Source organism: Amycolatopsis kentuckyensis (assembly GCF_041679295.1).
Lineage (GTDB): Bacteria > Actinomycetota > Actinomycetes > Mycobacteriales > Pseudonocardiaceae > Amycolatopsis > Amycolatopsis kentuckyensis_A.
Genome location: NZ_JBGDMD010000020.1, coordinates 1 through 13,535, shown reverse-complemented (window position 1 = coordinate 13,535; position 13,535 = coordinate 1). Strand labels below are relative to the sequence as shown.

Annotated in this window: 11 protein-coding genes and 1 pseudogene; 3 read left to right on the top strand and 9 right to left on the bottom strand. The window is 67.2% G+C overall.

Translation table 11 applies throughout. The annotated features are described in order from the left end of the window. The first annotated feature begins 63 nt into the window (after positions 1-63). On the top strand, positions 64-1,929 hold the full coding sequence (locus ACERZO_RS47985) for a hypothetical protein (RefSeq protein WP_372672698.1): 1,866 nt from the start codon (positions 64-66) through the stop codon (positions 1,927-1,929). Between the two features lie 212 nt (positions 1,930-2,141). After that, positions 2,142-2,324, top strand: a complete 183-nt coding sequence (locus ACERZO_RS47980) for a YegP family protein (RefSeq protein ID WP_372672697.1) — start codon at positions 2,142-2,144, stop codon at positions 2,322-2,324. A gap of 282 nt (positions 2,325-2,606) precedes the next feature. Here the strand turns inward: ACERZO_RS47980 and ACERZO_RS47975 are convergent, their stop codons facing one another. The 9 genes and pseudogenes from ACERZO_RS47975 to ACERZO_RS47935 form a co-directional block, all read right to left on the bottom strand. After that, positions 2,607-2,918: an ankyrin repeat domain-containing protein gene (locus tag ACERZO_RS47975; RefSeq protein WP_372672696.1), complete on the bottom strand. Its 312-nt coding sequence runs from the start codon at positions 2,916-2,918 to the stop codon at positions 2,607-2,609. 142 nt (positions 2,919-3,060) lie between these two features. Next, positions 3,061-3,336 (bottom strand): annotated as a pseudogene (locus ACERZO_RS47970) (ATP-binding protein); the annotation flags it as partial. 210 nt (positions 3,337-3,546) lie between these two features. Continuing rightward, on the bottom strand, positions 3,547-4,005 hold the full coding sequence (locus ACERZO_RS47965; RefSeq protein WP_372672695.1) for a hypothetical protein: 459 nt from the start codon (positions 4,003-4,005) through the stop codon (positions 3,547-3,549). A gap of 88 nt (positions 4,006-4,093) precedes the next feature. Next, entirely contained in the window at positions 4,094-4,228 is a 135-nt protein-coding gene (locus ACERZO_RS47960) for a hypothetical protein (protein WP_372672694.1), read from the bottom strand. A gap of 570 nt (positions 4,229-4,798) precedes the next feature. Then, a complete protein-coding gene (locus tag ACERZO_RS47955; protein ID WP_372672693.1) occupies positions 4,799-5,356 on the bottom strand; it encodes a hypothetical protein in 558 nt (185 codons plus the stop codon). Beyond that, on the bottom strand, positions 5,353-5,862 hold the full coding sequence (locus tag ACERZO_RS47950) for a SigE family RNA polymerase sigma factor (protein WP_372672692.1): 510 nt from the start codon (positions 5,860-5,862) through the stop codon (positions 5,353-5,355). The genes ACERZO_RS47955 and ACERZO_RS47950 overlap by 4 nt, the downstream gene beginning before the upstream one ends. 846 nt (positions 5,863-6,708) lie before the next feature. Continuing rightward, positions 6,709-7,161: a hypothetical protein gene (locus ACERZO_RS47945; RefSeq protein WP_372672691.1), complete on the bottom strand. Its 453-nt coding sequence runs from the start codon at positions 7,159-7,161 to the stop codon at positions 6,709-6,711. Positions 7,162-7,242: 81 nt separating this feature from the next. After that, entirely contained in the window at positions 7,243-8,586 is a 1,344-nt protein-coding gene (locus ACERZO_RS47940) for a NucA/NucB deoxyribonuclease domain-containing protein (protein ID WP_372672690.1), read from the bottom strand. An 81-nt stretch (positions 8,587-8,667) separates the two neighbouring features. Next, the gene (locus ACERZO_RS47935) at positions 8,668-9,618 is read right to left on the bottom strand and encodes a hypothetical protein (RefSeq protein WP_372672689.1); all 951 of its coding nucleotides are present in this window, start codon (positions 9,616-9,618) and stop codon (positions 8,668-8,670) included. A 797-nt stretch (positions 9,619-10,415) separates the two neighbouring features. Here ACERZO_RS47935 and ACERZO_RS47930 point away from each other — a divergent pair. Continuing rightward, a partial coding sequence (locus ACERZO_RS47930; RefSeq protein ID WP_372672688.1) for a CHAT domain-containing protein occupies positions 10,416-13,535 on the top strand: 3,120 nt, incomplete at its 3' end.

Below are 13,535 nucleotides of genomic sequence, written 5' to 3'. Positions count from 1 at the left end.
GCGTTTCGAGACCACGCCCGTGCGCCGGGGCCGACGCGGATCCTGCTGCATGGGTTGCCGGGCATGGGTAAGACCGCGCTCGCCACGACCTGGCTGACCAACCTCGACGCCCCCAGAGCCGACGTGTGCCTGGTCGCCACCCTTCGACCTGACCCTGAGCAGCCGGTGACCGTTCACGAGATCCTCGACGAGTGGCTCCGGACGCTCGGCGTCGCCCCCGAGCACATTCCGCCGAGCCTCCCCCAACGCAGCACCGCGTTCCAGGAACGCACCATGAACCGCGCCGTCGCAGTCCTCGTCGACAACGCGACCAATGCGGCCGACGTCCGTGCCCTGATACCCGGCGGGAACTCCAGCACCATCGTGGCCACCAGTATTCGGCGGCTCGGCGACCTCGTCCTCGATGGCTTCCGTCTCCACCTGCTGCCCGAACTGCCTGCGGACGCCGCCGTCGACCTGCTGACCGCCTACCTGCCACCGTCCGTCCTGCCGGATCCTCAGCCCGGCTTAGACGAGCTCGCCGGCCGCTGTGGCGGACATCCGCTGACGTTGTGCGTGGCGGCCGCGTACCTGTCGATGCACCGAACCACCACCCCAGCCGACCTCGCGGCCACCCTCGCCCGCCGCTCCGCCGACACCCTCACCGTCGGCGGCCGATCCCTGAAAGACCTGCTGACCATGGTCTACGACGACCTGCCCCCGCTCGCCCAGCAGCTCTACCGGCTGCTACCCGATCATCCCGGCCCGGACGTCGCCATCGACGTGCTCGCCACCGCGCTCGATGAGCTCGACCTCACCGTCGACGACGCCATGCACCAGCTGTTCCACGCCCACCTGGTCACCGAAACCGGCCCCGGGCGCTACGCGCTGGACAACAGCGTGCGCCCGCACGCCCACCGGCTTCGCCTGCAGATCGACGGCTCTGCACTCCGAGACGAGCAGCTGCGCCGGCTGATCACCTGGTACGCCGACCGGGCCGCCGGCGCCGCGAACACCATCAAGAACTCGGCCTGCCGCTACACCCGCGTCTTCACCGACCACCGCCGAGCCGATAGCCACCTCCACCCATCAGCCGGCCGAGCACAGGACTGGTTCGGCCGCGAACGCCGCAACGTCATGGCAGCTCAGACCGCCGCGGCAGAGCACGGCCTGGACGACCTCGTGGTCGAGCTGGCCGAAGCGGTGTGGGATCCCTTGCGCACCGGTTACCACCTCGACGACATCGTCACCAGCCAAACCCGCGCGATCACGGCCGCACGACGTGTCAACCCCGCCCTCGCCGCCGTCATCACCGCACGCGCCGCCTTCGCGCTCACCTCGCTCGGCGACGACCACGCCGTCGCGATCGCCACCGCCGACGACGCGGTACAGCTCGCCCACAGCGCCGATGACTCCTGGGCCAGGGCGATGGCACTGTCCACCCGGGCGCGCGCGCTCACCGCGGCCGGGCGTATCGCCGAGGCGATCATCGACTTGGACGCCGCGCTCGTGCTGGACCGGCAGCGCGGCGACCAGCGCAGCATCGCCCTACGGCTCCGCCGGCTCGGCCAAGCACACCTCGCCCTGGGCGCTTCGAATCGGGCCGTCGCGCTGCTGCAGCAGTCGGTCGACGCCATGGACGCCGCGGGCGACCGGGCGGGGCACGCGCGATCGCTGACGTACCTCGCCCAGGGACACCTCGCCGCCGGCGACCCGAGTCACGCGGTGAACGCGATCCGCCCCGCGAACAGCTACTTCGAGCGGTCCCGTTCGATCCGGCATCTCGTTGAGGCGCGGCTGATCCTCGCTCGGGCCTACCAGCGACTCGGCGATCTGGAGGCCGCCCACGACCTGTGCGGCGAGTTACTCCGGCTCCTGGACGACGGACCCGGCTCCCACGCCGATGCCTGCCGGACCGAGGTCGAGACGCTCAAGGCGGACCTCCGATGATCGGGCCCACGTCTCCTCGGTCGCGGTGGGACCGCTGCCAGCAGCCTTGCGGCACCGAAGCCTTGCCGCCGACCATTGGGCGCATCGGCCTGCTGCGTGCCGGGTCATCGTTCTCACTCCTCCGGGGGACGTATCGCGCTGCGGATAGCACGGTCAGGCTCTCGGAGTTAGCGTCGAGTGACACTGAACGATCGCGGGACAAGGAGGTCACCGTGGCCGGAAAGTTCGAGATCTACCAGGACAAGGCCGGTAAGCACCGCTTTCGCCTCAAGGCCGGCAATGGCGAAGTCGTTGCTGTCGGCGAGGCCTACGAGAGCAAGTCAGGCGCCCGGGCAGGCTGCGAAGCCGTACAGCGAGCCGCCGCAGGGGCACCGATCGTCGAAGCGGATTCCTGATTCGCATATGCCGGGCTTGAGCGTGATGTCTGCACCCAAGCCCGGCTTCTCTGCGCTGGATGCACAGCCGGCGACCAGCATCATTGCCCGGCCCACCTTCCCGGCCACCCACCCAACACCGAACCCGGACAGCTGGAGCTCGAAGTCGCCGATCCCTGGACGTGGCTTTGGCTGCGTGAGTTGACCGCAGACGTTTGTCGGTTATGACCGCACTCGCGGGTGGAAGTCATGATCAATGTCGGCGAGAAGTGACCGCGCTCGAGGGTGCCGGGGCAGCTGGTGTCAGCGGTTGATCCAACTGCGCATGATTTCGGTGGCGAGCCAGTGCCCGCGGATTTCTGCTTCCTCGACGACCGGCATGCCGTTGCAGCGTCGGAGTGGGTCGGCTCCGCGTGCGAGTAGGAACGCCGTAGTGTCGGCGTGCAGCGGCTCACCGGTCTGGACGTGACCGTCGTATTCGACATCGATGGCGTGGCGCAGAAGAGTCCAACCGTCCCCGTTGTCGTCCTCGACGTCGTGACCGGCGTCGAGGAGTGCTCGTAGCCGGGGCAGGTCTTCGAATTCGACGGCTTGGTGAGCTGGTGACCAGGACATATAGCGGGCCCCTATGAGATCGGTGCTGGTGCTGTCGCACGATATCTGGCCAGGCAACCGAGCCCCCCTTCAATCTCGGCGATCTCAGATCTCGCCGAGCTCTGCCCGGGTGATCGGGACGTCGTCGATCAGGTCGTAGCTGTCATCGCCGCTTCGCGGGCTTGGCTTGTTGTTGCTGGTCATGGTGATCTGCCTGGGCTCGGCTGTAGGCGAGGCGGTAGGAGTCGGTGCCGGTTTCGATGATGTTGCCGCCGAAGGTGAGCCGGTCCACGATCGCGGCGCAGAGCCGCGGGTCGGTGAACGTCTTGGTCCAGCCACCGAAGCTTTCGTTGGAAGCGATCGCGACCGAGGCCTTCTCCTCGCGTTCGGTGAGAACCTGGAAGAGGAGCTCGGCGCCGCGGCGGTCGAGTTCCATGTGGTGGGTCGGGGACGGGACGCCGTGCACCGTTTCTGGTGTCGGTTTTCCCGTCCCTGCCCGCCGAACCGGACGTGCACGTTCCCGCGCATCCGGCTCTCCACGTGTCCCGGTGGTCACGTGGCGAGTTCGCTGACCTTGCCGACGAAGGCCACGTCGTCGTGGCTGGTTCGGCGGAAGCGTGCTCCGTCGGGGTTGACCATGTCGACGTTGTCAGCCGATGAGGTAGCCGGCGAGTTCGTCGGGGCCGCCGGTCACGCGAGGCTCTTCACGCTCCTTCGCGGGCCACACCTCGAGCAGGTGCCGTTCCACCGGTTCGCTGATCTGGCCTGTCACCTGGGACGCCCGCAGCCGGCCGTACACGGACACGCGGATGCGAAGCCAGCCTGTGGGCATGTCGATACTGGTGGGTTCGTTGCTGCTGTAGATGTCCCGGATGAGCAGTTCACCCGCCGGGGACTCCAGCGACCACTCCGCGCTCATCTCCCACGCTGCCGCGGGCTCCTGCGCGGGACGCCCGGCGTAGCGGCGGACGGTGAGGCCGACCGGGCCGAACTGGGTTCCGCACAGAACAGTGAGCCAGATGTCTTCGCCGACCAGCAGCCCATCGGCGCTGCCCGGCCAGTCGTTGTCGACTCCCGGAGCGGTCCGGACGTGGTACTGGCCGTCCATCGCAGGAATGGTCAGTACCACGTCCGTGTCATCGTCAGGCACAGGCCCCATTCTTCCACCCACGTTTATGAGGCGGAAGCGCAGTCGGCTAGTACTTGTACACCTGCAGCGCCGTGACCGCGTTGTCCCAGCGTCCCAGCCCCGGGGTGGGCAATTGGAAGTAGCCGTAGTTGTAGTACTCGTCGTTGACCCGCACCCGGTCACAGCCGTTGTACCCGGTCATGGACGAGACACTGATTTCCACGGATACGTAGTTCACGAGGTGATAGCCCGCGGAATCGCACGGACCGGCGTTGCCGTAGTACGAATAGATGACCCCGCCGTTGTAGTTGGCGTCGGCGTACTCGTTCAGCAGCAGCGTCGCCTCCGGCGTGGCAAGCCCCGGCGAGCGAAGCCTGCTTGACCTGCTGCGATCTGGCCTCAGCGAACGCCTCGTCGATCGAAGTCGCAGAGCAGCTCTGCGCCACGACCTTCGAGTTACCCTTCTCGTCAAGTTCCTTGCCGACAATGACCGCGCAATGCTGCGACGCAGCCTTCGGCGCCGCCGAAGCCGTTGCCGCCGATCCTGCAAGAACAGCGATGGACGCGCAGAAAATGGACAGCAAGGAACGCGCACTGATGCGCATGAAACCCCCTCGGTTGTCGATGCGAACAACCGAGATCTTTTCACCGAGAAAGTAATCGCGTCAACGAATGCCCGTGGTGATCACTCGAACGCCGATCTTGGCAGCACCGTCGACGTAGTCACTCCCACACGACGTCGATGGAGCATGCTCCATGTACCGCCGAGCGGTCACAATTTCGCGACCGGAAGCCCCAAGGACGCGCACGTGGTCTCATTTCCCGGAAACACACCGATCGCGCCTTCTGTCGCATTCGCGGCGTTTCCGGTGAGCACGCAGGCAACGAGCTGTGGAGCGCGGAACGTGGTCCCTGCGGGCTGGCGAGGCTGGAAGTCGTAGACGTTGGACTGCCAGCTGTCGCTGCAGATCTGCATGATCTCCGCCGTGAGGTCGACTCGCCCATCACGGCCGCCGAGCCCGATCGCGACGTGCTGGTTGGGTGCGGTGCTGCCGATGTCGGCGCTTTGGTAGCAGTAGGCGATCTCCAGCTCGGTGGGCGCCACCAGGCTGCCCGGAGCCGCGGATTCCAGGGCGCTGGGAGCGCCGACGCCGAGCGCGACACCGCCGGCGATCGCGCCGACCCCGAGCACGGTGGCGGCGATCGCGAGGTGGCCGCGCCGGCGCCGGCGTGCGCGTCCCCGGGCCTCGATCGCGTCGAGATCCAGGTGCAGTGGCGGCTCGTCCGTGCCGAGCGCCTGAACCAGCAGGTCCTTGTCCTCTGATGTCATCGGTGACTCCCCGTGATCTGCCCGGTGGTTTCGGTCGGCTCGCCGAGGAGCCGACGCAGGGTGGCGAGGCCTCGAGCCGCTTGCGACTTGACGGTCCCCTCCGAAATCCGCAGCACCTTGGCCGCTTCGGCGTTGGTGAGGTCGCTGAAGAACCGCAGCACCAGGACAGCGCGCTGCTTCGGAGGCACCTTCTGCAGCGCCGCCCGGACGTCCAGTGCCACGGCGGACTCCGCGGCCCTCACCGGTGTCTCCGGTAGCGCTTCCCGCAGCTCGGCGCGGCGATAGGGCCGGCGGGCCTCGTCGATCGCCAACCGGGAGATCACCCGGCGGGCGTAGGCATCGACGCCGGAGGGGTCGATGCGGTGCCAGCGCGTGTACAGCCGCAGCAGCGCGGTCTGGACGAGGTCTTCGGCCAGCGGCCAGTCCCCGCACATCAGGAACGCCTCCCGTCGCCACACCACCGCGCGGTCCCGCACCACCTGACTGAACTCCCAGCGATCGGCCACGACCACCCCTCTCTCACCCGTACATACGAGACCGGGTCCTCAGACCGTTGCATGATCGGCTCGAGGATTTCCACACCACCACCCGGACGAGTCATCCGACACCGGGGCCAGCGCTATCGGTCAGCACGCGGCCGTGCCCTGCGATGCGGGCGGAGCAGGACCCGTCGGCGACCTGCACCCACACCGGTCGGCCGCGCAACGTGCGCGCAGTTTCGGCACGCATGCCCGACGCCGAATCATGCAGACCGTCACGGTCAGCGACCATGTCACGCCAGCGCACTCCCATGCCGCGAGTCGGCCGACGGCGAACGCGAGCGTGCATCCTTTCCCCCATGAGCGCGACCAGCCCGCCGAAGCGGTGGCGTCTACTACAGCAGCGCGCGTGCAGGCCACCCAGCACGACAATTGACGGCGGTGCGAGTCGCCGAACACGGCCTCGTACGTCATTCCCGGCGCGGCCCTGTGCGACCGCGCAACAGAGGCTCGCGATCACTTTCCGTAGCTACTAGACTGCATGACGACGTCAAAGACATTCGGAGGTGAGTGCGTGCGTGGGTGGCTGTGGGTGTCTTTCGCGGCGTCGGGCGTCGTGCTGCTGGTGACAGCCGGCGTGGTGTGGTGGTCGGCGGAGCGCGCGCTGGCCCCGGCCCCGGAAGTGGTGTCCTCATCACGGGGTGGGCTGTCCTGGTGTGCGTATGAGCATGTCGGGCAGCTCACGTGCGATCCGCAGCAGCTGACCAGGGGCACCGTAGTGATCATTGTGGCCCTCGGCGGGCTGGGTGTGGCGTTGCTGGCAGCTGGGGCGACGGGTCTGCTGCTGCGGCGGCGGGCGCGATCGCGACGCGGTTAGGCGGGCCAGAGCTGGATCAGCCAGCGTTCGATGCCCGTCGCGAAGCTGCCTTCGCCGAGCAGGGCGGTGTCGCTCTGGTTGCCGACATGTACTCGGGCGTGGTGTGGACCGGGCCGGGTGATGGGGAGCAGATGGTCGCCCGGGGTGGCGGTCACGGATTGCAACCGTGCTTCGGTGGCGAGGTCGCAGGCCAGCTCGAGGACGTGATCCCAGGCGTCGTGGCCCGGCTCGCTAGGCGCCGGGCTGTCCCAGAGCTCGATGCGGACGGCAGGTGAGTGATCGGTGGCGGCGCTGTGCAAGAGCAGGCCGCCGGGGCCGCCCACAGCAGTCCACGGTCCGGCGGGGACGGCGAGGGTGAGTGCGTTGCGGGTCATGGGGAGTTCTTGCAGCGCGAACTGGCCAAATTCGACGTCGACGGTGTCGTCGATGGCGGTGATCAGGCGTGACATCCGCGTCTCCCTGCGATTCGATCGTCTTCGGATGCTAGCGGGGCCCGCCCGAGGACGGCAGGCCCCGCTGTTCCGTGGTGGTTAGGGGACTATCTCGACGTAGAAGGGGTCGCCGTCGAGGATGTGGTCGTAGCCGAGCCATGCGCCGTAGAGACGGCCGGCGGTCTCATTGTGTTCTTTGGAGATGGCGCGGACAGCGTAGTCGAAAACCGTACTGTTGTTGACTCGCGCGGAATTCTCGTACGTCGTGGCGAACGGGTACTCGTCGCACTGGCGAGCTTGCCCGTTCGGCCCGACCGTGTACTTCGGGCCATAGTAGAGACGGCATGTCTTGGGGACGCGGCGACGTGAGGCTTTGATGTCTTTCTTGAAGTCGTAGGCCGAGTAGAGCCGGTGCAGCGCGGTACCGCTGCCCAGGACACCGGGGACGCGTTTGCCGGCCACACCGGGCTTGGTGAGCGTGATGTCGGTCTGGGCGTCACGAATGAACTGGGCCGACTCCGACAAGGTGGGGTCGGTCGCGCTGAACCGCATCACCGAGGTGGCGTCGGGGGCGACACATTTGCTGCCGCCGGCGTAGGTGGCGCTGTCGCAGCGCATCAGCACGCTCAGTGTGCTCGATGTTTCAGGGCCGAGAATCGGGGACTCCAGCACCATGTACACATTGGCGGAGAAGAAGCCGCGCATCTCCGCCTGGTAGGTGCCGGCGGGAACGGCGGTGGTGGCCATGGTCTTGGTGAAGCGGTACTCGGTGCCTGCTTCGGCTTCCCATTGTCCGATGGGCTTGCGGTAGACGACGGAGCCGCCGGGTTCGGTGCAGGTGCTGGTGCGTGCGGGGTCGGCGTTGACACAGGGCAGCTGGAATGATAGCGGCCACTCCTTGTAGGTGGTGCCCTCGTCCTTGAAGTCGGTCAACACCACGTCGAAGTTGACGGTGTTCTGGCCGTCGACGGCGGTGGCTTTGATGCCCAGTGTGACCGCGGTGTTCCCGACTTCGACGATGGTGCCGTCTCGTATCTCGTGGTAGTTCACGCCGAGCGTCTGGATGCGGCAGAAGTTGAACTTGTCCCGGTACCAGTAGGCGTGATCTTTGTTGTCGTAAGTGTGGGCTCGGCATTCTTCCCAGGTCACTGGGGTATAAGCGTTCACTTGCGCGTTGTCCTGCAGCCGGGGTGAGCGTGCATCGGTGATCACGGGGTGTTTGCCGTCTTCACCGAGATGGTTCAGCGCGTCGCCGTGCGGATGGTCCTCCAGCCGAGCTTGGGCGATGCGGACCTGCTCGTCCGGGGACAGTGCGCTGTTGCCGATGTCAGTGTGGGCGTAGCTGGTCTGATCCGGCGCAGGGGGCTGCCCATGTAGCGGTTCGGCGGCGGCAAGTGCGCTGAGGTCGGTGGCGAGGACTACGGCCGCGAGCGCGGCTGCCAAGATAAGGGTTCTGCTTCTGTGCATGATGATTCGGCTCCACGGTCTTGTTTGGATCGTGCTGGGTGTGATGGGCCGGTGGACTCAGGTGATGAGGTCCATGACGCCCCATCCGGCGCCGATCACCGTGGGAGTGCCGAAGGTGGCCAGTCCGCGGATCCCGGTGAAGGGGAACACGACCAGGGCGCCGTCGCGGCCGCGGACGACGACGTCGTCCTTGCCGTCGCCGCTGAAGTCGCAGAGCGACATGATGTCCACCAGGTCGCCGGTGAACTGTCCGGACGAGATCTGGGTGCTCGCGGCCAACCATGTCGCTGTGCCGGCGACGGTGCGGGTGTGTGCGGCGGTTTGCATGTCGCCGGTGGCGATGAAGTTGGTGGTCAGATTCGGGAAGTCATTGCTCCATTCGGTGGCCAGGAGCCAGCCGAGCCGGCCCTGCCGCACGAGAAGGCGGGCGCCGAAGGTGTTGGTGCCGTCGAAGGTGCGGGAGTGCGGGTAGAGCCAGAGGTTGTCGTTGAGGTCGTAGGCGAGGATGTCGTCGAACCCGTCGCCGGTGACGTCGGCCAGCACGATTTCGTGCATGCTGTTCCAGCCGGTCCCGATCACCACAGGCGCACCCAGGGTGTTGAACCCGTTGAGCGTGCCGCTGTGCGGATAGACCAGCAATGCGCCGTCGGAAGCACGGCGGGCCAGCACATCTGCCGGCATTTCCGGCACCGTCTCCGGGTCCTGGGTGTCTCCGGTGATCTCGGCGACGCCGATCCAGTTGTAGATGTTCCAGCCCCGCCCGATCTGCACCCGCGACGCCAGGGTCTTCGTCCCGTTCAACGCACCGGAATTCGGGTAGACCCACAAGGCGCCATTGTCCAGCCCCGGCTGGCGGGTAAGAATATCCGGAAGCCCGTCACCGGTCAGATCCCGGGAGCGTGACGAGGACCGCTGCGTGTAGTCGGCCGCAGCTGGGGTGGCCGAGGTCGCGCTCGGTGTCGCCGGGGTCGGTGAACCGGATACAACCGCGCTGGGCTGCAGAGCCACGGCGGCGAAAACCGCTGCCGCTATGCCTATTCGCCACGAATGCTGTCTCACGAGACTCACCGCCTCCCACTTCTGATCAGTACCGCGGCGATGCGTCTTGCTGTGCCGTATCGCGATGTTTTTGGCATGCAGTCTTCCCGATTCGCTCAGAACTCCGAGGTTGCCGGGAAGCGGCCGATGGGGACGACCGGGTTCGCCAAGGACGCGCGGTAGCACACCGGACGTTGTCCGGTGGCATGACGGTGATCCCCCCTTGCGCCCCTCCCCGGCGCTGCACCAACGATCCGTTGGCGTTCTGCACGCTATCGACCTAGCTGGTCGGCAAGCAACGTGCCGCCGGTGAGATAACCGCAGTGGAGTATGCGGCTCATCTGCGCGCCCACGCAGAGTCGATCACTCGAGCTTCAGAGTAGGCCCTACGTGGGAGCGCTGGCGGCTGCCGTATGAGATCGATCATTCTCCGCGCAGTGTTTGGCCAGCTCATGTGCAGCGACTGCCGTGCTGACCTCCGCTGACTGCAGACGCTGACCGGGCAGGCCGTGGCACTAGGCAGCGGAACGGTCGTCCCTTTCCATCTCCTAACTCCCAGACGTCCGCTCATGCCGATGAGCGGACGTTGTTGTCAAGTTGCGGTCGTCCGGGCTCGTCTCGGGCCGACTGCGCCGTTCAGGGGAAAGTTGGTTGCTGTTTGAGACGTCCAGTAACTGACCGGGGCGGTCTGGCGAACTTGGGGTGTTGCGTCAAGGCGGCGAACGACCCAGCGGGTGCTATGGCTGCCCAGCGGGGTGAGGGGAGGGATGGTGTTCGGACTTGTCGTGGGCGGTTCGGGGTTCGAGCTGGTCCTGAGTGACGAGCGAGTCGGCCCTCGGCGAGTCATAGGCGACCCGGATGTCGACTTTCTGAAGGGCATCACCGACCGGTACGCGCACGCGAGCTCCGCCGACGCACTGCTCGAGCTGGGGCGTGAGCTGTTCGGCTGGCTGGACGGCGACCAAGGGCAGCTGCACACCTGGCTGGAGCGGGCCGTAGCTCCGGCGGTACTGGAAGTGCGGGGACCGCAGTGGCCCTCCGATGCCCAGTGGCAGCTGCTGCGGGCACCGTTCGAACTGTTGGCGTGGCCGGGCGGAGGGTTTCTGGCCGAGAACGGAATCCTTCGGTTCGGCGTGACCCGCCGGCTGGGCGCAGCGTCCGCCCCCGCGGAGCTGGGCAGCTATCGGCTGGGTGTCGCGTTCATGGCGTCGTCCCCGACCGGGCAGTACGAGCTGGACTTCGAGGCCGAGGAGATGGCGATCCTCGACGCGGTGGGTGACGCGCGCATTGACCTGCTGGTCGAGGACACCGGAGACCCAATACAGCTTGGCGAGCGGCTGTCTGCCGCCAAGCTTCCGGTCGTCCACCTGTCCTGTCACGGGTCGAACAGCTGGCCCGGCAGGGACGGCGAACCAGGCGAGCCGGTGTTGCTGATGGAGGACGACACCGGCAGCGAACGCCCGACCACGGCGTCTGAGCTGGTCGCCCTGCTCCCCGGGGAAGCGACGCGGCTGGTGTTCGTGTCGGCCTGCCTGACCGCGACCGGCGCCGACAGCACCCCGCATCTGCCGTCAGGCAACGGACGCAAGGCCGGACCCGGGCCTGGGGGACGCGAGGAGTTGTTGGCGCATTCGCTGTCGACCAGTTTGGTCGCCGCAGGGGTTCCGGCGGTGATCGGCTGGGACGGCTCGGTACAGGACCACGCGGCCACGTTGTTCGCCGAGCGGCTGTATCAGCAGCTGAACAAGCAGGTGGATGTGGCGGAGGCGGTCGGTGATGCCCGCCGGGCACTGCTGACCTCGGACGATCCAAAGATCCGGCGGGACTGGCATCTGGCCCGGGTATGGCTGGGACCTGCCGGCGGCGGACCGGTCGTGGCAGGCAGCCAGAAGCGGTCGCTGGTGTCGGCCGTGCACGGCACGAAACGGTTTCTGGATCACAAGCAGCAGGTGCCGGTGGCCCGGCCGCAGATGTTCGTGGGGCGCCGGAACGAACTGCGGCACGCGCTGCGGGTGCTCAGGAGTAGTGAGAAGTCCGGGGTTTTGCTGCATGGGCAGGGCCGGTTGGGCAAGTCCAGTCTCGCGGCCCGGATCGCCGATCGGGTCGCCGGCCACTATGCCGTGGCTGTGGTGTTCGGTGACTACAGCGCCATGGCGGTCTTGGACGCCGTGCGGGACGCGGTGCGCACCAATCCCGCCGCGCGAGAGCTGATCGACAGTCAGTTGCCGCCGGTGCGGGAGCGGCCGGGAGCGGTCGGGGAGGTGCTGGTCGACCTGCTGACCGGACCGTGCGCCCAAGAAGGTGAGGGACACAAACCCCTGCTGCTGATCATCGATGACCTGGAACGGATCCTCGTGTCCCCGACAGAGGGACCGCACCGGGTCGCCCCCGAGCACGCCCCCGTACTGTCGGCGGTGCTGCGCGCCTTCCACCCCGAGGAGACCGACAGCCGGCTGCTGCTGACCAGCCGGTTCACCTTCGTCCTCGACGGCGCGGAAACGCGGCTCGAATCCATCCAGCTGGGGACGCTGCCTTCGGTGGGACAGCGGAAACTGCACCGCCGCCAGCAGGCCCTGGCCTCCCCCGAGCAGCGAGTCGAGCGTGCCGATCTGGCCCGACGGGCCGTCGCCGTGAGCCGGGGCAACCCCGGCTTGCAGGACCTGATCTGCCTGCGATTGGTCTACAACGAGCAAGTTCCCCGATCCCGCGCGGAAGCAGCGGTGACGGGGATGGAGCAGTACCTGCGCCAGGGAAGCCTTCCAGAGGACGGCGCGGTGCGGGAGTTCCTGGAAAACCTCGCCTTGGACGCGCTCCTGGAGGAGGCCGGCACGGCCAACAACGCTTTGATACGCGCGCTCACGCTGTTCGACCTGCCGATCCCGCACTCTGTGGTCGACCTCATTGCCCGCCTCGTCGGCGGATCCCTGACCCACCTGTCCGGCCTGGGGTTGGTGGAACCCCACGGCGACCACGTCGACCCGGGACGCGCCGCTTTCACCGTCAACCCTCTGGCAGCCGGTCGGATCACCCCGCTCGCCCCTACCGAACAGAAGGTTCTCGCCGAGGCCAGTGTCGGTGCTCTGCTGGCCGCCTGGACACCCTCCACGCCATCCCACGTCCGGGCGCCGGAGGAGGATTTGCAGCTGACCCGGCTGGCGATGCTGGCAGACAACCCAGCTATCACCGCTCTTTGTGCTGTTGGCGCTATCGCGCAGTTGCGGTCGGGCCCTGCGGCCACTGCTGCTGCGCTGGGCGGTGAGGTGGTCGCGCTGCTGGATCGGCATGACCATCCGGTCTCGCTGGTTTTGCTGCGTGTGGTGGCGGATGCCGCTCTCACCGACGGTGATGGGCCGACCGGCCACGCGTTGCTCGACCGAGCAGCGCAGGCAGCCACGACCGATGATCATGACGATCCCCTCGAGCGGGCCCGGGTCATGGCCGAACAGGCTCAGCGTCTGATTACCACAGGCGATTTGCGCAAGGCCGAAGAACTGTTGAGCCAGGCGCGCGATCTGTTCCTCACCTCAGGCTCCGCCGGCGAAGCCGCGGTGGCATCTGGCCGTATCGGCGACATCGTCGAACGACAGGGGGATTACGACGAGGCCTTGCGCATCCGCCGCGACGTCGAGCTGCCGGTCTATGAGCGGCTGGGCGACACCCGTTCCATCGCCGTCACCTGGGGCAGGATCGGCGACATCGCCGAACAGCGTGGGGATTACGACGAGGCCCTGCGCATCCGCCGCGACGTCGAGCTGCCGGTCTATGAGCGGCTGGGCGACACCCGTTCCATCGCCGTCACCTGGGGCCAGATCGGCGACATCGCCGAAAAACGTGGGGATTACGACGAGGCACTACGCATCCGCCGCGACGTCCAGCTGCCGGCCTTC